The sequence below is a fragment of the Brevundimonas sp. NPDC046655 genome, assembly GCF_044901625.1.
Classification (GTDB): Bacteria; Pseudomonadota; Alphaproteobacteria; order Caulobacterales; family Caulobacteraceae; genus Brevundimonas.
Window position 1 is genome coordinate 1 of the sequence record NZ_JBJDPV010000008.1, and the last position, 17748, is coordinate 17748.

Genomic DNA, 17748 nt, shown 5'->3' on the forward strand with positions numbered 1-17748 from the left:
ACGTGCCCTTCGGCGGCACGAAGAAGTCCTCCTACGGCCCCCGCGAACAGGGCTTCGCCGCCGTCGAATTCTACACCCAGATCAAGACCAGCTACAGCGCCGCCTAGGAGACAGACGATGATCGCCTTGCCCGTCCTTGCCGCCATTATTCAGGTCGCCCTGCCGCAGGGGCCGCACACGATCATCACGCCCCTGACCCCGGCGGAACTGCCGCCGGCCCTGACCGCCCGTGTGCTGGCGGCGGCGCCCGGCCTGACCATCACCGGCGCCGAGCGGAAGGAACGCGAAGACCGCATATACTTCGACGTGGCCGGCCGGCGGCCCGACGGCGCCGAGATCGAACTGGACATCCAGCAGATTGACGGCGATTTCGACATCGTCGAGATCCAGCGTGACCTGGCCTTCGACGACATGCCCGAACCGGTCCGCGCCTTGACCGCGAGCGCCCTGGGGCAAAACCGTCCCGCGCGCATCATCGAGAGCGTTCAGAAAGACGGCGTCGCCATCTTCGAACTGTTTGCGCCCGGACAACCCGGCGAACCCTCAGCCGAGGTTCGTTTTGAGAATGGGGAAGCCAAGCTTCTCACCGAGCGTTGGCCTCACTAAACTATCGGGCGCCTAGCTTTCTGGGCGATTGTTGAGAGTCATTCTCCGATTGCGCCGCTCTTAACTGGTTTTGAGCCGGCGCTAAGTGGTCCTGATGTCAGGACCGGTTAGGAGCGGCGCAATTTGGGGCCGCTCTCACTGACCGGGAAAACTCGACCATTTAGCCAGACCAGCTAAAATCGGCTCAATCTCTCCCAGAACCACCTAAGAACGGCGCAATCCGCGAGCCCGCACGATGATCAGGCCAGGATTCTCTGCTCAGACAAAGCGACGTTCTAATGGCTCCTAAGCGCCACAAGCGGACCTAGGCCTGGGGCTTCAATGCAGACGTTCGAAGGAACACTTCGAAGACGCGAACAGGCGATTTTCTTCGGCAATCGGGCTACAGGCGCTTCAGTTGAGGCTAATCAGCATGCCGTGAGCCGTCGGGGGCGTTCCTTTGCGCGGTGGATACCGCATGGCAAACATCTCCTCATCGCTGAACCCTAAGTGGCCGCGTTGGGTCGCCACCGCGAGGCGTGTCAGGTCGAAGACGTGGCCAGAGGATTCGGCCAGGTGCGCGAGAGTCCCGCCCGCCTTCTTCCAGTCGTATGAGAGCGGACCGTCCCCGAACAGTTCAACGGCGGTGAGGGCGATCACCCGGGACGGCTTGCGGTCCCCGCTGGCCCGGCCCCAGCCCCAGCGACATAGCTGCCTCAGCCGCCGGACCTCCTCGGTCGAGAACTGACGCTTGAGGGTCGCGACCACTAGGAAGGCGCCCGGCAGGGTCTCGCCTAAGGCCTTCAGCCGAGAGATGTCCTGAGGTTTGAAGCCGTCGTTTCCCAGGCTCTTGCACTCGCCGACCACGGTCGAGGGATCCCGGGCGGCGCGGCCGAGGTTGTCCCCGCCCCACCACGCGAACAGATCCGTTTCCAGCCGGGCACCGGTTCCCGTGACGAGGTCGAGACTGGTCGTGTAGGTAAAAGGTGCCATCGACAACAATCCTTCAAGGAAGGCTAGGGTGAGGGCCACGCAATAGGCGCCTTGGGCGAAGTGCGGCGTCACGAACGGCCCCACCAGCCGGTATTTCCAGGGGGCGGCGGACGGCTTGCCTTGCGGATAGGCGTAATCCTTGCGGCATCGCTCGCATCGCAGGGTCGAGGCCACATCGTCCAGGCTGTACCAGTTCTCCTTGGTGCAATGACTGCAGCGCGGAGCTAGGCCGAGCTTAAGCACATTGGCGTCGACCAGGCGCTGAAGGGATTGATCGTCGGGCGCCAATCGCTTCTGGTCCACCCGTTTCAGGGTGTCGATCCAGGTCTTGGCCGGCGCGGTGGAGTCCGGAAACTCCTCGCTGTCGCCTCCAGTCCGCACGACGCGGCTGCGCGCCATCTTGTCGAGCAACTGGATGATCTCGGGATGCTTGATCCGGTGGGTTCCCCACAGACCGCCGAGGGACGCAATGACCTGGTCCGCGATCCGGCCCGCCTCCGAGGTTGTGGCGGTCAGGCCTTGTCCCTTCAGCCAACTGGCGACCGCCTGTTGAAGCGGTTTCCGCCTCTGGCCTTCAACGTCTTCTGTCAGGCCCTGCCAGAACGGATGCGCCGCTCTCTGTCCCGACGCCTTGGCTTCCTACATGACGTGCGCGAGGCACAGTCCGTTGTCGCGCGTTGGCTGGAGCCGACGGGGCCGGCGGGAGATTTGCTGGCCGAGACGGATCTGGCGCTCCTCACCAATATCGCTCCGGTCGACCCGGCCGCCGTCCTAGCGCGGCTCGAGGCGGCCGCAGCGGCCGGCGCGCTGGAAGATCTCGCGGGTCGAACCACCGGGCGAGGCGTGTGGATCCATCTGCTCAAGGCGCTGGCCTATGAGGCCGACCTCTTTTCAAGGGCGGCGACGCTCCTGGCCCGTCTTGTCGCCGCAGAGGCACCCGCTGAGAATTATAACAGCGCCCGCGGACCGCTCGGGGAGCTGTTCCAGCTCTATCTTTCCGGCACCCAGGCGGCACCGGAGGGGCGTCGGGCTTTGATCGCCGAATGGCTGGACAGTCCTGACCCCGGCCTGAGACGCGTCGGCCGTGTGGCGTTGGACAACTTACTCATCGCCAACCGTTTCAGCGCCACCTCAATTATGGACTTCGGGGCAAGACCTCGGGGGTACGGCTGGGAGCCGCTGACGAACGCCTCTATCGCAGACTGGTACGAGACGGCGATCGACCTCGTGCTCAGCGATCGACTCGATCCTGTCGAAACCCGGAAGGTTCTCGCTGACACGATCCGCGAGCTTTGGGGCTATAGCGGGTGCCGCTTCCGACTGACCGCCGCCGCCGAGGCCTTCGCCGCCGACGGCGGGTGGCTGGAGGGCTGGACCGCACTGCGGGTCATGCTGCAGTTCGACGGGGCGCAAATGCCGGAAGACATTCGTGCCGAGACCCTCGCAGTCATTCGACGGCTGGCGCCAACGGACCTTGTTGCGGAGGCGCGGGCCTATGTACTGTCCGTCAGACCGGGCGCCTGGGATGTGGCCGATGGGGATGAAGACAGCGAGGTAGACCCGTCGGCCAGCTGGCGTAGGGCCGAAGAGAAGGCCCGTAAGATTGGCCGCGTCATGGTCAACAGCCCGGACGCCCTTGTTGCCTTCCTGCCCGAAATTCTCATCGCCAACGGCGGCGGTGAACGCAGCGCGCCGTTCGGCGTCGGTCTGGGGGAGGGCGCCGAAGACCTGTAGGCGGCATGGACGACCCTGTCCCAGGTCTTCGCCCAGACCGATCAGGCGGTCCGTAACCCGACGGTGCTCGGCAACTTCCTGAAGGCGGCGCAGCTGCGCGATGCGACCTTCGTGTCGGCCTGTCTGGATGCGGCGGTTGCAGACCCGGACCTCGGGCGTCATTTCGGCTTCTTGCAGGTCGTCGCGGGCCTCGACAGCGCGGGCGTTGACCGTGTCATCGGAGCGTTGAATCAAACCGGCGCGATCGAGGCCTTCCGGCACCTTTCCTATATTGACGTGGAAATGCTCCCGGCGGCGGAGGTGGCGCGGCTCGTCGATGTCGTCATCGGCCTGCCGCACGGGCCTGGGCTCGTGGTCGATATGATGTGGCGATACTTCTACCGCACGCAGAAGGACTCGGAGCAAGTTTATGATTCCCTGCTTGTCGATCGCGCCCGCCGGGTCCTGACACTCATCGACCTGGACGACTTCAACGACTTCCGGGACTCGTCCATTCGATCCCTAGCGTCGGCCGTTCTCGCGGGTGAGGAGGGCCGCGAGACCGCTCTGGCGGTCAGCCATCGTGTCTACGCCGGCGTCACGGCCAAAGGGGGATGGCGTCGGGAGGCTCATGGTCTGGTCGATAAACTCTTCAAGACGCAGCCCGAGGTCGCTCTCGACGTCTTCGTCGATGGCGCCAAAGGACCAGCGGAACGACTGTTCAAGAGAAGGGTGGGGCGCGGGTCTCCACTCGATGGGGTTGATACAGACGTATTGATCGCCTGGGCCGACCGCGCGCCAGAGCGGCGATACGCTTGTCTGGGAGAGGTGCTGTCGCTTTTCCGCAAAGACCAGATGGACAAGGTGCTCGGCGTCAATCCGGCCTTCACCGCGCTCCTGGAACGCGCGCCGGACAAGGTGGCCTTTCTTGGCGAGGCCTATACCCGTGTCCATCCCAGCGGATGGAGCGGGTCCCTCGCCGAGATCCTGACGTCCAGGAAAGCGCTTCTCGATGATCTGCCGAACCATCCTGACATCGCGGCTTGGCGCGCGCGGGAATATCCACGCATCGATCGATGGATCGCCGCCGAACGCGAGCGGGAGTCCGAACAGGAAGAGAGCTTTGAATAGCCACGACCGGCCGGTCGATTTCAGCGGTGCTTGGTGTGCGTCAAGGGATGACGGGAGCCGGTCGCGCGCAAGCGTGGCCAGCTTTCGTCGTTCCGGAGTGTCTGTTTATCGGCTGGCCTGTGATGTCTGCTCATGGCGCAACGCAGCCATTCCCTAAGGCCTTCGGGGCTGATTGTTGAGAGCCGCTCTCAATCTGCGCCGGTCTTAAGTGGTTTTGAGCCGGCGCTAAGTGGTCCTGACACACTGGCATAGCGAGAGTTCTTGACGGCCTCATATAGTATGTCGCATACACTGTGCGTCACACACTATGTGGCGGCGAGTGAGGCGAGGCGGCGTGGACAAGGAGCTGTTCGAGACGATGCGGCTGGAGCTGCGGCGAGGGTCGCTGGTGCTGGCGGTACTCGCCTGCCTGAGGACCGAACGCTACGGCTACACCCTGCGTCAGGCCCTGGCGGCGGACGGGCTCGAGATAGAGGAATCCACCCTCTACCCCCTGCTGCGGCGGCTGGAGGGGCAGGGGCTGCTGACCAGCGAATGGCGCGAGGAGGAGAAGCGCAAGAAGCGCTTCTACGTCCTGTCGCCCGGCGGCGAAGCCATGCTGGCCGCCCTGACCGACGAATGGCGCGGCATCAACGCCTCGCTGGATCGCATGCTGTGAATTTTCGGGGGAGGGAGACCACAATGGACGTGATTGAACGCTATCTGGAGGCCGTGGCGGCCCAGTTGTCGGTCGAGGACCGCGAGGACATCGTCGCCGAGCTGCGCGATCTGATCCTGAGCCGCATCGAGGCGCGTGAGGAGGAACTGGGACGCGCCCTGAGCGACGACGAGAAGGAGGCGATCCTGCATGAGATCGGCCACCCCCTGGTCGTCGCCGCCCGCTATCGCAAGGGGCCGGATTCGCTGATCGGGCCGGAGCTGTTTCCCTATTGGCTGTTCGGGGCCAAGGCGGGGCTGATCGTGATCGCAGCGGTGCAGGCGCTGGGCCTGCTGGTCCATGTGCTGGGCGATCCGGCCAATTTCGGCCAATCGATCGGTCAGGCCTTCAACGGCTTCTTCTCCGGCGCCCTGACCTTGCTGGGGGCGCTGACCCTGGCCGGGGCGATCATGGAGCATTACGACATCAAGCCGACCTGGCTGACGAAATGGCGGGTGCGCGACCTGTCGGCCTTTGGTCTGGCCGATCCGGCGAAATGGGGCGCGTCGATGGCTGGAAGCGACAAGGCCAAGGCCGAATGGCTGCCCAAGGGCGCCAAGGTCTGGGGCGTGCGGGCCGAGACGCCGCGCGCCGCCGAGGCCCTGTGGTCCTTCATCGCCAGCGCCGTCTTCATCCTGTGGTGGATCGGCGTGATCCGCTTCACCGGCGTCGGCGACTTCGCCCTGCGCGGCGGCGACGTCAGCGTGACGGCGGCGCCGATCTGGTCGCTGCTGTTCGGGCTGATCCTGGCCTGGGCCGTGGCGGGCATGGCGGTGGACGGCGTCACCCTGTGGCGACCGGAGGCGCGGCGGCTGCAGGCCCTGCTGAAGATCCCGGTAGCCGCGGTGGGACTGTGGATCGGCTGGCGCCTGTTCCAGGCCGGGCACTGGGCCACTTTGACCCAGGGGCACCAGACGGCGCGGGTCACGGGAACCTCGCCCATCCACATGGACTTCGACGCCATCCACGCCATTCCCGAGGCTCAGCGAGGCCTGGCCGAGACGGCCCTGACCCTGGGCACGGTGCTGAGCTGGGTGCTGGCGATCATCATGCTGTGCCTGGCGGTCGATATCCTGAAGGCCCTGTGGCGGATCGCGACGGCGCGGGACTGATCGGTCGCGGCGCCGTCATGTCCGAAAACCGCGAGACAGGGCGACGCGACGGGCGCATGTTGCGGGCATGGAAGACGCCCGCGACAGTCTGGATCAGGAGGCCTGCTACCGGGCGGTCCTGACGCGCGACCCGCGCTTTGACGGGCGGTTCTTCACCTGCGTGAAGACGACGGGAATCTATTGCCGCCCGGTCTGTCCGGCGCGCACCCCGAAACGGGAAAACATGAGCTTCGTCGCCTCGGCGGCGGCGGCGGAGGAGGCGGGGTTCCGCGCCTGCCTGCGCTGCCGGCCCGAGACGGCGCCCGACATGGGGGCGTGGCGCGGGACGTCCAACACCGTCAGCCGGGCCCTGGGCCTGATCGAGGCGGGGGCGCTGGATGAAGGCGACGTCGACGGTCTGGCCGCGCGGCTGGGGGTGGGCGAGCGGCACCTGCGCCGCCTGTTCCGTCAGCACCTCGGCGCGGCCCCGGTCAGCGTGGCCCAGACCCGTCGCGTGCTGCTGGCCAAGGCCCTGATCCACCAGACCGATCTGGGTATGGCCGAGGTGGCGCTGGCTTCGGGTTTCGGCAGCGTGCGGCGTTTCAACGAGACGTTTCAGGGGCTCTATGGCCGCCCGCCCTCGGCGCTGCGACGACGGGCGGAGAGGCCCGCTGACGGCGGGGTGAGGCTGAGCCTGCCCTATCGTCCGCCCTATGCGGTCGAGGCCATGCTGGCGGCGCTGGCCGCGCGCGGTGAAAGGGTCGAGGGCGGGGTCTGGCGGCGCGAGTTAACGCCCGAGGTGGACGGCGCGACCGGTGAAGTCTCGGCCCGGTTCGAGGCTGGAAACCGGCTGGCGGTCACGGTTGCGGCCTCGGACCTGAAGGCCCTGCCGGGGGTGTTGGCGAGGGTGCGGCGGGTGTTCGACCTGTCGGCGGACCCCGAGGCGATTCGGAGAGACCTGTCGGCGGACGTTTTGCTAGCGCCGTTGGTAAAGGCGCGGCCCGGCCTGCGTCTGCCGGGCGACTGGATCGATGAGGCGGCCGACATGGCCAGCGACCGGCTTGAGGACGGACGGCTCGAAGTGAGAGCCGAGCAATGGCGGCCCTGGCGGGCCTACGGCGCGCTGCACTTGCGGGAAGCAGGGATCGACGGCGCAGTACTGATGGAGAGCGGCGATGAAAAAGATGCAGCCTGAAACCTTTACCCTGGACCGCATCGCCTCGCCGGTGGGCGAGGTCCTGCTGGTGACCGACGCCGAGGGCGCGGTGCGGGCCTTCGACTTCGTGGATTACGAGGCGCGGATGCTGAAGCTGCTGGCCCGCCACTACGGCGAGGTCGTGCTGACCGAGGGGCGGGCGCCCGAGGCGGTGCGGGCTGCGGTGACGGCCTATTTCGGCGGTGACGCCACGGCGCTGGACGGCATCGCGGTCAAGACCGGCGGCACCGACTTTCAGCGCTCGGTCTGGGCGGCGCTGCGCACCATTCCGGCTGGCGAGACCTGGTCCTATGGCCAACTGGCGAACGCCATCGGCAAGCCCAGCGCCGTGCGCGCCGTAGGCCTGGCCAACGGGGCCAACCCGGTCGGCGTCATTGTGCCCTGCCATCGCGTCGTCGGCGCCAATGGAACCCTGACCGGCTATGCTGGCGGGCTGGAGCGCAAGCGCTGGTTGCTGGCGCACGAGGGCGCCGCAGCCCGCCCTATCTGAGCGGCGAGGTGAACTGGTCGGGTGCCAGGGCGCGGGGGGTGAAGCGGGCTTCGCGGACGGCGCCGTTGAAGTAGTTGACGCGGTTGATGCGGGTGCCGACCGAGGACCGGCCGGGTCCCTGCGGCTTGAAGGCGATCTCGGCCTCGGTCTGCAGCACGCCGTTGACGAAGGAGCGGTAGGTGGTCCCGTCGAAGGTCTGGGCGACGTGGGCCCACTGGCCGAGCGGGTGGAGTTTGGTCGTCTCTATCAGGGGCTTGTTGTAGCCCTCGCCCTTGGTGAAGGCGTCCAGATACCAGCCGCCCTCGACCACGCGGATCTCGAACATGATGCGGGTGCCGGGGCCGCCCGGCGCCTCGTCCGACTGGAGGTGGAACCAGCGCTGCTCGAAGGGGCCGCCGTCGGGGCGGAAGACGGCCTCGAAGGTGAAGGTCGAGGCGCCCGCCAGCGGATGCCTGTCGATGAACAGGGCGTCGTCCACGCCGTCGAACTGCACCGCCGGGCCGAAGGGGCTGGCGATGATCCGGGGCGCGCCCTCGACGTGGGTGGTCTCGCTGCCGATGCCGGTCAGGCGGTCGAAGGTCCAGACGGCCTGGCCCGGCTGCGCGACCGGGGCGGGCAGGTAGGAGGCGCAGGCGGCGAGCGGCGCGAGCGCCAGCGGAGCGGCCAGGACGGCGCGGCGGTTCAAGGTCATGCCGTCTTGACCTGAATGAAGGTGAGCTGCCTGGTTGTTGACATGGCTGCCCCGCTTCTTGGTGATGAGGGAATGATGAAACCCACGCTAAAAGGCTTTTGCGGCGCTCTCTGGTTCCTGATGCCTCTAGCGATAGCGGTTTTGTTGAACGCTGTCGTGCGTCCAGCCTTGGCTTGGCGGCTTGATGGCGAGAAGGTTCTGACGGGCGCGCGACGGCCAGATATCCATTGGGTGTTCGACAAGGCGACGCAGGCGGAACATCCGTGGCTGACGGGTTTCCTGGGTATATCTAACGGGGCCATAGCTCTCGCCACGCTCATAGTCATTCTGGTTCTGTTCGTATGGCGTCGCTTCTTGCGCACGTCCATCGGGCGCTAGGCCGCGCCGTCGAGGAAGAGGCGGCAGGCCGGATTGTCGGTCTCGTCGACATAGGGGTAGCCGAGGGCGTCCAGCGCGGTCCAGAGGGCGGCGACCTGATCGGGGGCGATGCTGACGCCGGCCAGAACCCGGCCGACGTCGTCGCCGTGGTTGCGATAGTGGAACAGGGTCAGGGCCCAGGCGGGCTGCAGGCTGTTGAGGAAGCGCAGGAAGGCGCCGGGGCGTTCGGGGAACTCAAAGCGCAGCAGCCGCTCGTGCGGCAGGCCGATGGTGCGCCCGCCGACCATGTAGCGGACGTGCAGCTTGGCCGTTTCGTTGTCGCTCATGTCTTCGACGGCGTAGCCGTCGGCGCGCAGGCGTTCGATCAGGGCGTGGCGTTCCTCGGCGCCGTTCTTCAGGGAGACGCCGACGAAGATCTGGGCCGTGCCGTCGCCGGACCAGCGATAGTTGAACTCGGTCACCGAGCGGCCGTCGAGGCTTTGCAGGAAACGGTGATAGTCGTCGCGGCGGTCGGGCATAGCTACGGCCAGCAGGGCCTCGGCGCCTTCGCCGATCTCGGCTCGCTCGGCCACGTGGCGCAGTCGGTCGAAGTTGACGTTGGCGCCCGAGTTGATCGCGACCAGGGCGGCGTCGCCCGGATTACAAGCCGCCCAGACCTTGAGCCCGGCCAGGGCCACGGCGCCCGAGGGCTCGGCCACGGCGCGCACGTCGTCGAAGATGTCCTTCACCGCCGCACAGATGGCGTCGGTGTCGACCAGGACGATGTCGTCCAGCAGGTCGCGGCACAGGCGGAAGGTCTCGTCGCCCGCCCGGCGCACCGCCACCCCGTCGGCGAACAGGCCGACCTGATCCAGGGTCACGACCTGACCGGCGTCGATGGCGCTCTTCATCGTCGGGGCGTCGGCGGGCTCGACGCCGATGATCTTCGTCTCCGGGCGCAGGAAGCGGACGATGGCGGCGACCCCCGCCGCCAGACCGCCGCCGCCGATGGGGATGAAGACGGCGTCGATGGGGTCGGGATGCTGGCGCAGGATTTCCAGTCCGACCGTGCCCTGGCCCGCGATGACGTCGGGGTCGTCGAAGGGGTGGACGAAGGCGGCGCCCGTCTCCTGTTCCAGCGCGCGGGCGTGGGCGTAGGCGTCGTCGAAGCTCTCGCCGTGCAGCACCACGTCGCCGCCCAGCGCCTTGACCGCCGCCACCTTGATGCCCGGCGTGGTGGTCGGCATGACGATGGTGGAGGCGGCGCCGCGCCTCGCCGCCGCCAGGGCCACGCCCTGGGCGTGATTGCCCGCCGAGGCGCAGATGACGCCGCGCGCCAGCTCGGCCTCGCTGAGGTTGGCGATGCGATTGTAGGCGCCGCGAATCTTGAACGAGAAGACCGGCTGCAGGTCCTCGCGCTTCAGCAGGGCGGGGCGGCCGATGCGCGCCGACAGTCGCTTCAGCGGGTCCAGAGGGGTTTCCTCGGCCACGTCATAGACGCGGGCGGTCAGGATGCGGCGGACGGTGTCTTGCACAAAAAAACTCGAAACAGCGCGGTCGACAGGATCAAACGACCTCTGCTCTAGGCCAGAACCGCCGCACGGGGAAAGGGTCTTGCGTCGTGTTGCGAGCGTATCGTTGGTGGTCGTCTATATTTACCCGGGTAATAATTTGAGCTATTTGATCCGGGTAAAACAAAGGGAGGCGTCCATGACGACCACAGACCGCAAGGCGCTGATCGCCGACTACAAGGACCGCGAAACCATCGCCGGGGTGTTCGCCGTCATCTGTTCCGCCACTGGCCGCGCCTGGGTGGGTCAGAGCCGCCACATCGACACCCAGCAGAACGGCCTGTGGTTCTCGCTGAAGATGGGCGGCAGTCCCTTCCGGTCGCTGCAAGCCGAATGGAACGCCCACGGCGCCGACAGCTTCCGCTTCGAGCAACTGGACCGCCTGGCCCCCGATCTGTCTGATATGGCCCGCAAGGATGAACTGAAGAAGCGCGCCGCCCTGTGGGCCGCGCGGCTTGGCGCAGAGAAGCTCTGAACCGGCGCTCTTGCAATGTAACCTGTAGGTGATACCTGTAACCCATAGGTGTCACAGGAGGGGCGGATGAGCGACGAACTGGAAAAGGCCAGGGCGAACGAGCGGCATCGGACGCAGCGTTTGTGGATGGCGGCGGGAGCGGGCTGGCTGGGCGTGGCAGCCCTGCCTTGTGCTGTTTTTCTATGGAATACGGGCTGGCCGGCTTGCGAGCCGCTGGCCGTGATGCTGGCGGTCGTCGGGATCAGCGTCGTGGCTTCCAGCTTCGCCGGGGGCGGCCGTCATATGCCCAACGGCGACACCGTCCGCGTCGAGAACGCCAAGGGCGGCTATCGCGACATGATCCAGAAGCAGCGGGCCGTGTCGATGGCCCTGATGCCGATCACGTCGCTCTATCTGGTCTATCGGGGAACGCTCGGGGCCTGGAACATCGCAAACGGGCAGGGCGACCAAGCGGACTGGAGCATGACTGCCCTGTCGCCGATGATTCCGTTGGTTCTGCTGCTGATGGTCGCGGGCCTCGATAATCCGGGCGACAAGAAGATGAAGCGGTTGCTGGAGGACGAACTGACCCTGTCCTTCCGTCGCGACGCGCTCAATGTGGCTCTGGGCGTGGCCATGATCGGCCTGTTGGTCGTCTTCGGTCTGGGGCTGTGGCGGCCCGAGGCGGCGGTGGCGGCTCTGCCGGGGCTGATGTTCGTCACGGCCTCGGCGTCGGCGCTGCGCTACTGGCAGCTGGACCGGCGGGCCAGCGGTGGCTGAGCCGCGTCTGATCATCCACCTGAAGGCGGTGCGCACGGCGGCGGGCCTGACCCAGCAGGAGCTGGCCGACCGGGCGAAGCTGTCGAGAAAAACGGTGAACACGGTCGAGAACGGCGTCTTCACCCCCTCTGTCCTGGTCGCACTGACGCTGGCGCGCGCGCTGGACGTGCCGCTGGACGCCCTGTTCACGCTGGAGGACTGAGCCGATTTCCCTTGCGCCGTGTGCGGAAGGGCCTACATTGCGCCTGCTTATGCTAACTTTGAGCATAAGTCGGGGCCGCGCAGACGGCCGCAAGGGAGTTGAGGCGATGGCGGACGGCGCTTTCGGTCTGTCGAAAGAACTGGCGGAAGAGACCGCGCCCGTGTGGGAGAAGGTCAAGGGTCTGGTGACCCCGCTGGAGTGGCCGGAACAGGCCAAACTCATCAGCGAGATCAATGCGCTGAAGAAGACGCGCGACGCCGTCATCCTGGCCCACAACTATATGACGCCCGAGATCTTCCACGGGGTCGGCGACTACGTCGGCGACAGCCTGGGTCTGGCCAAGGAGGCCGCGCGCTCGAACGCCAAGGTCATCGTCCAGGCGGGCGTGCACTTCATGGCCGAGACGTCGAAAATTCTGTCGCCCGACAAGACCGTCCTGATCCCCGACCTGCGCGCGGGCTGCTCGCTGGCCTCGTCGATCACGGGCGCCGACGTGCGTCTGATCAAGCAGCGCTACCCCGGCCTGCCGGTGGTCACCTATGTGAACACTACCGCCGACGTGAAGGCCGAGACCGACATCTGCTGCACCAGCGCCAACGCCGTTCAGGTGGTGGAATGGGCGGCCAGGGAATGGGGCGTCGACAAGGTCATCCTGATCCCCGACGAGTTCCTGGCGCGCAACGTCGCGGCCCAGACGAACGTCGGCATCATCGCCTGGAAGGGCCGCTGCGAGGTGCATGAGCGCTTCACCGCCGACGACATCGCCGAGATGCGCGCCGCCTATCCGGGCGCGGAAATCCTGGCCCACCCGGAATGCCCCGAAGAGGTGCTGGCGGCGTCGGACTTCGCCGGCTCGACGGCGGCCATGATCGACTATGTGGTGGATCGCAAGCCGAAGCAGGTGGTGATGATCACCGAGTGCTCGATGGCCTCGAACGTTAAGGGCGACGTGCCGGGCGTCGACTTCATCGGCCCGTGCAACCTGTGCCCGCACATGAAGCGCATCACCCTGGAAAACATCCGCGATTGCCTCAAATACATGCAGTTCGAGGTGACGGTGGAGCCGGAAATGGCCGAGCGCGGGCGTCTGGCCGTGCAGCGGATGATCGACCTGCCGCCGCCCGCCGTCCCGGCGCGCTATGACCTGATCAAGGCCAGGCACCACGTCGACGTGGAGCTGATCTGAGGTCCTGCGGCGATGCGGCCCGTTGCGGGCCGCGCGTCGCAAGCCCAGTTCGACGCCATGAGCGATATCGACAACACTCCACGCCGCCCCGGTCCCTGGGATCTGCCGCCCGAACCGGCGACGTCCGAGCCCGTGCGCGCGTCCAAGGCCGCGCGGCTGGAGGACAAGGGCCAGCATCCGGCCTGGGCCATCGCTTCGACCCTGCTGATGGCGGGTTTCCTGTGGTGGATCACCGGCAGCGTCATCGTGGCGGGGGCCGTGCTGTTCGGCCTGTTCGTGCACGAGTATGGCCACGTGCTGGCGATGAACCGCCTCGGCATGGGGCCGGCGCGCATCTACATCATCCCCTTCCTCGGCGGGCTGGCCAAGGCCCAGCGCGAGCCGAAGAGCGAGTGGCACGGGGTGCTGGTGTCGCTGGCGGGGCCGGCCTTCGGCCTGATCGCCATGATCCCCTTCGTGGCCCTCGGCTTGGCGCTGCGGTCGCCCGAGTGGCTGATGGGGGCCTTCTTCATCGCCATGATCAATCTGGTGAACCTGCTGCCGGCTCCGCCGCTGGACGGCTCGAAAGCGCTCGGCCCGGTGCTGACGCGGGTGCATCCGCGGCTGGAGCAGGTCGCCCTGCTGGCCGTCGGCGGTCTGGCCGTCTGGTGGGGGCTGTCGACGGGACGGTTCATTCTGGCGGCGTTTCTCGGCATCGCCGTCTTCAGCCATCTGAAGCGCGGCGTCTGGCGCGCGGCGTGGGGGCGGCTGAGCTGGCCCGAGGCGGGGCGTAGTCTGGCGCTGTATCTGGCGACGGCCGTGGTCTGTGCGGCGGCGGCCATCGGCGCCCTGCTGCCCCTGACCGGCGGGGCCATTGAGCCGGCCTTCGACATGGGCTTGCGGTTCATCGGCGTGGGAGGCCGTTAGGGGCATGGCGCGCATCCGGCATGACGGGCCGCTGATCATCGGCGGCGGATTGGCGGGCCTGTCGGCTGCGCTGGAGGCGGCACCGGCCAAGGCCTTGGTGGTCACGCCGGATTTGCTGCTGAACGCCTGCTCCTCGGCCTGGGCCCAGGGCGGGCTGGCGGCGGCCCTGTCGGCCAAGGACAGCGCGGTCCTGCACGCGAAGGACACCGAGGGGGCGGGGGCCGGTCTGGTCGAGCCCGAGGCGGCGCGCGCCCTGACCGAGCGCGGACGCGAGACGGTGGAGTGGCTGGCCTCGCTGGGCGCGCCCTTCGACCGGGACGAGACGGGCGGCTTCTCAGTCAGCCTGGAGGCGGCCCACAGCCTGCCGCGCGTGGCGCGGGTCGGCGGCGACGGGGCGGGGCGGGCCATCCTGTCGGCGGTGGTGGCGGCGGCGCGGGCGTCCAAGCACGTCGAAATCTGGGAGGACGGTCGGCTGCGCGGCCTGATCCAGGATGTGGACGGCCGGGTGCGCGGCGCCCTGATCGAGCGATCCGGCGGACGGGTGGACGAGGTCTTTGCGCCGGCCGTGGTGCTGGCGACCGGCGGCGTCGGCGGCCTCTATGAAGTGACGACCAATCCTTCGGCCCTGCGCGGCGAGGGGCTGGCCCTGGCCTTTGAGGCGGGGGCTGAAGTGCTTGACCCCGAGTTCGTGCAGTTCCACCCCACCGCCATCGACGTCGGGCTGGACCCGGCGCCCCTGGCGACCGAGGCCCTGCGCGGAGAGGGGGCGCGGCTGGTCGATGGAAGCGGCGCCTACTTGCTGGGTGCGGACGCCGACGCCGACCTCGCGCCGAGGGACATCGTGGCGCGGGTGGTGCACGCGGCGCGCGCCGACGGACGCGGCGCGTTTCTGGACGCGACCCGGGCCGTGGGCGAGGCCTTCCCGCACGAGTTTCCGGCGGTGTTCGCCGCCTGCATGCGCGCCGGGCTGGATCCGCGCGTCAGCCCCATTCCGGTGGCGGCGGCGGCCCACTATCATATGGGCGGCGTCGTCGCCGACGACGAGGGGCGGACCACGCTCCCCGGCCTCTACGCCATCGGCGAGTGCGCGGCGACGGGGGTGCACGGCGCCAATCGTCTGGCCTCAAACTCCCTGCTGGAAGCGGGCGCTTTCGGTCGGCGGGCGGGCCGAGCGGCGGCGAGGGAAGTTCAGCCGCCCAAGGTCGAGCTGAGACCCGCGCGAGCCTCGAAGGACTTGCCGTCTGAAGCCATGGCCGAGCTGCGCGCCGCCATGACCCGGTTCGCGGGCGTGGTGCGCGACGAGGAGGGGCTGAGCGCCCTGATCGCCGTCATCGACCGGCTGGCCAAGGCCCATCCCGACGCCGTAGTCCTGACCGCCGCGCGGTTGATCGCCGAGGGGGCGCTGAACCGGCGCGAGAGCCGGGGCGGGCATTTCCGCGCCGACTATCCCGACAGCCTGCCGACGGCGGTGCATACCCGCATGACCCATTCTTCCGTCCTTCCGGACGCGCCGCAGGCGCGAGCCGGAACCCAGGCGGTTGAGATAGTCTGACCGTCTGGGTCCCGGGTCCGCTGCGCGTCCCGGGATGACGGCGAATAATGATAATGAGAGACGTTGAGATCATGACCCGTACCCTGCCGGACCTGTTGATCGAGCCTGTCGTGCGGATGGCCCTGGCCGAGGACCTGGGTCGCGCGGGCGATGTGACGGCTCAGGCCTGCATTCCTGAGAACGCGCGCTTCAGCGCCGTCTTCGCCGCCCGTCAGGCCGGGGTGATGGCGTGCGGGGCCGTGGTGCGGATCGCCGTCCACGCCATGGATCCCCAGGCGAAGGTTTCGGTGAAGGTCGCCGACGGCGAGGCCTTCGAGGCCGGAACCGTGCTGGTCGCGGTCGAGGCTGATGCGCGCGCCCTGCTGGCGGCGGAACGGACGGCGCTGAACCTGCTGGGCCGGATGTGCGGCATCGCCACCCTGACCCGGACCTATGTCCAGGCGGTCGCGGGAACCAGCGCCCGCATCGCCGACACCCGCAAGACCACGCCCGGCCTGCGGGCGCTGGAGAAGCACTCAGTCGCCTGCGGCGGCGGGCTGAACCATCGCTTCGGTCTGGATGACGCCATCCTGATCAAGGACAACCACGTCGCCGTCTGCGGCGGGGCGGGCGAGGCGGTGCGCCGCGCCAGGGCCTTTGCACCCCACCTGATGAAGGTCGAGGTCGAGGTCGACGGTCTGGATCAGCTGGACGAGGTCCTGCCCGAACGCCCCGACGTCATCATGCTGGACAACTTCACCCTCGATGACATGGCCGAGGCCGTGCGCCGCGTGCGCGGCAGCGCCTTCGGTCCGGTGACGCTGGAGGCCTCGGGCGGGGTGAACCTGACGACAGTGGCGGGCATCGCCGCGACCGGGGTCGACGTGATCTCGGTCGGCGCCCTTACGCACTCGGTTCCGCAACTGGACGTGGGTCTGGACGCGAACTGAGGTTGCCGGTGCTGAACCAACGGCGGCGGATGGCGCGCTGCAAGGGCGCATCGATCAGCCGGTTGTAGAGGTCGGCGGCGACCACGGCGGCGACCAAAGCCAGCCCCCACAGGCCCCAGGCCTGCCAGGCGACCGTGGCGGCGGCCGGATGCAATCTCTCGACCAGGGGCTGCACGCCGCTGAACCAGACGATTCCGGTGATGGTGTGGGTCATGAAGACGCTGAAGCTGACCTTGGCGCCCCAGGCCGCGCCGGGGATCGGCTTGGCCGTCGGCAAGGCGCCGCAGCCCAGCACCGCCGCGCAGATGGCGATCAGACTGACCAGGTCCGGCCCAGCGACGGCGACGTTGGCCAGAAGGGCCGCGCCGCCGCCCAGACCGATCAGGCGGGCGGTGCGGGGCGACCAGTCCGCCGTTTCGACCGCGCGGGCCAGGGTCAGGCCGATCAGGAACAGGGGGGCGGCGCGGAACATGGCCCACTGGAAGGGCAGGTCGAACAGGGCGTGCCCCAGCAAGGTCAGACTGAGGGCCTGGCCGACCAGCATCAGCGTCAGGCCCAGGGCCAGGGCCGTCAGCGGTCCGGGCAGGCGTCGCATGGCGCGCCACAGCCAGGGAAAGAAGGCGTAGCAGATCAGCAGGGCCGACAGGGTCCAGGCCGGGATGTTCCATTGGCCCCCGCCCAGGCCGAAGGCGTGCAGCAGCAGGATCTGGGCGGGCAGGCCGGACCATTCGAAGCGCTCGGCGTGGACCGGCGTTTTCCCGATCATGGACGCCTCGAGGACCAGCAGGGCCAGAATGGCGAGGGTGATCAGATGGGTCGGATAGCTGCGGGCGAAGCGCTTGAGCCAGAAACGGACGGGCGTGATCCGGCCGGAGACGACGCCGGCGCCATAGGCCCGCGCCAGGACAAAGCCCGACAACAGCAGGAAGAAGTCGGTGGCCAGATAGCCGCGTTCCCACACGCTGTGCAGGTCGGCCAGGGGGATCGGGGCCTCGTCGCCGAAATGGAAAAGGACCACGAACATGGAGGCGAGGAATCGCAGGGCGTCGAGCGCCCCGCCCCGCACGAGGGCGGCCGGCTGGGGCGTGGCGGTGGTCGTCGTCGTCAAGGGCCGTCTCCCGCGCCCTGGGGGGAGGCGCATCGTCATCCGTTCAGCAAGAAACGCGCCGGGAACGTCTTTCCGTCGGGGGCCGTTTCATTCCGA

The 17748-nt window shown here is 67.9% G+C and carries 20 protein-coding genes; 16 read left to right on the forward strand and 4 right to left on the reverse strand.

Annotated elements, in window-relative coordinates; translation table 11 throughout:
- Both ACI2KI_RS16315 and ACI2KI_RS16320 read left to right on the forward strand, forming a co-directional pair.
- Nucleotides 1–107: aldehyde dehydrogenase family protein (locus ACI2KI_RS16315; protein ID WP_404621920.1), on the forward strand; the 107-nt coding region annotated here is incomplete at its 5' end.
- Nucleotides 108–117: 10 nt separating this feature from the next.
- Nucleotides 118–606 (forward strand): hypothetical protein, encoded by a 489-nt coding sequence (locus tag ACI2KI_RS16320; RefSeq protein ID WP_404621762.1) that lies wholly within the window; start codon nucleotides 118–120, stop codon nucleotides 604–606.
- A 393-nt stretch (nucleotides 607–999) separates the two neighbouring features.
- On the opposite strand, the gene ACI2KI_RS16325 is transcribed toward ACI2KI_RS16320, so the two are convergent.
- Nucleotides 1000–1989 carry a hypothetical protein gene (locus ACI2KI_RS16325; RefSeq protein WP_404621764.1) on the reverse strand — a complete coding sequence of 330 codons (990 nt, stop codon included), beginning with the start codon at nucleotides 1987–1989 and terminating at the stop codon, nucleotides 1000–1002.
- Between the two features lie 138 nt (nucleotides 1990–2127).
- Here ACI2KI_RS16325 and ACI2KI_RS16330 point away from each other — a divergent pair, with 138 nt between their 5' ends.
- The 6 genes from ACI2KI_RS16330 to ACI2KI_RS16355 all read left to right on the forward strand — a co-directional run bounded on the left by ACI2KI_RS16330 (nucleotide 2128) and on the right by ACI2KI_RS16355 (nucleotide 7916).
- Nucleotides 2128–3312: a hypothetical protein gene (locus ACI2KI_RS16330; protein ID WP_404621766.1), complete on the forward strand. Its 1185-nt coding sequence runs from the start codon at nucleotides 2128–2130 to the stop codon at nucleotides 3310–3312.
- A 63-nt stretch (nucleotides 3313–3375) separates the two neighbouring features.
- Nucleotides 3376–4422, forward strand: coding sequence for a hypothetical protein (locus tag ACI2KI_RS16335; RefSeq protein ID WP_404621768.1), 1047 nt, complete (start codon nucleotides 3376–3378; stop codon nucleotides 4420–4422).
- A gap of 307 nt (nucleotides 4423–4729) precedes the next feature.
- Nucleotides 4730–5080, forward strand: coding sequence for a PadR family transcriptional regulator (locus ACI2KI_RS16340; RefSeq protein ID WP_404621770.1), 351 nt, complete (start codon nucleotides 4730–4732; stop codon nucleotides 5078–5080).
- 23 nt (nucleotides 5081–5103) lie between these two features.
- A complete protein-coding gene (locus ACI2KI_RS16345; protein WP_404621772.1) occupies nucleotides 5104–6231 on the forward strand; it encodes a hypothetical protein in 1128 nt (375 codons plus the stop codon).
- A gap of 67 nt (nucleotides 6232–6298) precedes the next feature.
- Nucleotides 6299–7405, forward strand: a complete 1107-nt coding sequence (locus ACI2KI_RS16350) for a bifunctional transcriptional activator/DNA repair enzyme AdaA (RefSeq protein ID WP_404621774.1) — start codon at nucleotides 6299–6301, stop codon at nucleotides 7403–7405.
- The gene (locus tag ACI2KI_RS16355) at nucleotides 7386–7916 is read left to right on the forward strand and encodes a methylated-DNA--[protein]-cysteine S-methyltransferase (protein WP_404621776.1); all 531 of its coding nucleotides are present in this window, start codon (nucleotides 7386–7388) and stop codon (nucleotides 7914–7916) included. Before ACI2KI_RS16350 ends, ACI2KI_RS16355 begins: the two co-directional genes overlap by 20 nt.
- On the opposite strand, the gene ACI2KI_RS16360 is transcribed toward ACI2KI_RS16355, so the two are convergent.
- Entirely contained in the window at nucleotides 7909–8607 is a 699-nt protein-coding gene (locus tag ACI2KI_RS16360; RefSeq protein WP_404621778.1) for a LamG domain-containing protein, read from the reverse strand. The two genes, ACI2KI_RS16355 and ACI2KI_RS16360, sit on opposite strands and share 8 nt — an antisense overlap.
- 42 nt (nucleotides 8608–8649) lie before the next feature.
- Between ACI2KI_RS16360 and ACI2KI_RS16365 the strand changes: the two genes are divergently transcribed.
- Complete coding sequence (locus ACI2KI_RS16365; RefSeq protein WP_404621780.1) at nucleotides 8650–8985, forward strand: hypothetical protein; 336 nt, start codon at nucleotides 8650–8652, stop codon at nucleotides 8983–8985.
- Here the strand turns inward: ACI2KI_RS16365 and ilvA are convergent.
- On the reverse strand, nucleotides 8982–10499 hold the full coding sequence (ilvA, locus tag ACI2KI_RS16370; RefSeq protein WP_404621782.1) for a threonine ammonia-lyase, biosynthetic: 1518 nt from the start codon (nucleotides 10497–10499) through the stop codon (nucleotides 8982–8984). The two genes, ACI2KI_RS16365 and ilvA, sit on opposite strands and share 4 nt — an antisense overlap.
- A gap of 175 nt (nucleotides 10500–10674) precedes the next feature.
- Between ilvA and ACI2KI_RS16375 the strand changes: the two genes are divergently transcribed.
- From ACI2KI_RS16375 to nadC, 7 genes are all read left to right on the forward strand, one after another.
- Complete coding sequence (locus ACI2KI_RS16375; RefSeq protein ID WP_404621784.1) at nucleotides 10675–11010, forward strand: GIY-YIG nuclease family protein; 336 nt, start codon at nucleotides 10675–10677, stop codon at nucleotides 11008–11010.
- A gap of 66 nt (nucleotides 11011–11076) precedes the next feature.
- On the forward strand, nucleotides 11077–11769 hold the full coding sequence (locus ACI2KI_RS16380; protein WP_404621786.1) for a hypothetical protein: 693 nt from the start codon (nucleotides 11077–11079) through the stop codon (nucleotides 11767–11769).
- Nucleotides 11762–11971, forward strand: a complete 210-nt coding sequence (locus tag ACI2KI_RS16385; RefSeq protein ID WP_404621788.1) for a helix-turn-helix transcriptional regulator — start codon at nucleotides 11762–11764, stop codon at nucleotides 11969–11971. Before ACI2KI_RS16380 ends, ACI2KI_RS16385 begins: the two co-directional genes overlap by 8 nt.
- 106 nt (nucleotides 11972–12077) lie before the next feature.
- Nucleotides 12078–13157, forward strand: a complete 1080-nt coding sequence (gene nadA, locus ACI2KI_RS16390; RefSeq protein ID WP_404621790.1) for a quinolinate synthase NadA — start codon at nucleotides 12078–12080, stop codon at nucleotides 13155–13157.
- A 12-nt stretch (nucleotides 13158–13169) separates the two neighbouring features.
- Entirely contained in the window at nucleotides 13170–14063 is an 894-nt protein-coding gene (locus ACI2KI_RS16395) for a metalloprotease (RefSeq protein WP_404621792.1), read from the forward strand.
- 4 nt (nucleotides 14064–14067) lie between these two features.
- Nucleotides 14068–15615, forward strand: a complete 1548-nt coding sequence (locus ACI2KI_RS16400; protein ID WP_404621794.1) for an L-aspartate oxidase — start codon at nucleotides 14068–14070, stop codon at nucleotides 15613–15615.
- A gap of 71 nt (nucleotides 15616–15686) precedes the next feature.
- Nucleotides 15687–16544, forward strand: a complete 858-nt coding sequence (nadC, locus tag ACI2KI_RS16405; RefSeq protein WP_404621796.1) for a carboxylating nicotinate-nucleotide diphosphorylase — start codon at nucleotides 15687–15689, stop codon at nucleotides 16542–16544.
- Here nadC and ACI2KI_RS16410 read toward each other — a convergent pair.
- The gene (locus tag ACI2KI_RS16410) at nucleotides 16498–17652 is read right to left on the reverse strand and encodes an acyltransferase family protein (protein ID WP_404621798.1); all 1155 of its coding nucleotides are present in this window, start codon (nucleotides 17650–17652) and stop codon (nucleotides 16498–16500) included. The two genes, nadC and ACI2KI_RS16410, sit on opposite strands and share 47 nt — an antisense overlap.
- Between the last annotated feature and the right edge of the window lie 96 nt (nucleotides 17653–17748).

Coding starts and splice junctions, on each gene's coding strand:
- ACI2KI_RS16320 (WP_404621762.1), top strand. CDS start 118: ATGATCGCCTTGCCCGTCCTTGCCGCCATTATTCAGGTCGCCCTGCCG.
- ACI2KI_RS16340 (WP_404621770.1), top strand. CDS start 4,730: ATGTGGCGGCGAGTGAGGCGAGGCGGCGTGGACAAGGAGCTGTTCGAG.
- ACI2KI_RS16345 (WP_404621772.1), top strand. CDS start 5,104: ATGGACGTGATTGAACGCTATCTGGAGGCCGTGGCGGCCCAGTTGTCG.
- ACI2KI_RS16350 (WP_404621774.1), top strand. CDS start 6,299: ATGGAAGACGCCCGCGACAGTCTGGATCAGGAGGCCTGCTACCGGGCG.
- ACI2KI_RS16355 (WP_404621776.1), top strand. CDS start 7,386: ATGAAAAAGATGCAGCCTGAAACCTTTACCCTGGACCGCATCGCCTCG.
- ACI2KI_RS16360 (WP_404621778.1), bottom strand. CDS start 8,607: ATGACCTTGAACCGCCGCGCCGTCCTGGCCGCTCCGCTGGCGCTCGCG.
- ACI2KI_RS16365 (WP_404621780.1), top strand. CDS start 8,650: ATGGCTGCCCCGCTTCTTGGTGATGAGGGAATGATGAAACCCACGCTA.
- ACI2KI_RS16375 (WP_404621784.1), top strand. CDS start 10,675: ATGACGACCACAGACCGCAAGGCGCTGATCGCCGACTACAAGGACCGC.
- ACI2KI_RS16380 (WP_404621786.1), top strand. CDS start 11,077: ATGAGCGACGAACTGGAAAAGGCCAGGGCGAACGAGCGGCATCGGACG.
- nadA (WP_404621790.1), top strand. CDS start 12,078: ATGGCGGACGGCGCTTTCGGTCTGTCGAAAGAACTGGCGGAAGAGACC.
- ACI2KI_RS16395 (WP_404621792.1), top strand. CDS start 13,170: ATGCGGCCCGTTGCGGGCCGCGCGTCGCAAGCCCAGTTCGACGCCATG.
- ACI2KI_RS16400 (WP_404621794.1), top strand. CDS start 14,068: ATGGCGCGCATCCGGCATGACGGGCCGCTGATCATCGGCGGCGGATTG.
- nadC (WP_404621796.1), top strand. CDS start 15,687: ATGACCCGTACCCTGCCGGACCTGTTGATCGAGCCTGTCGTGCGGATG.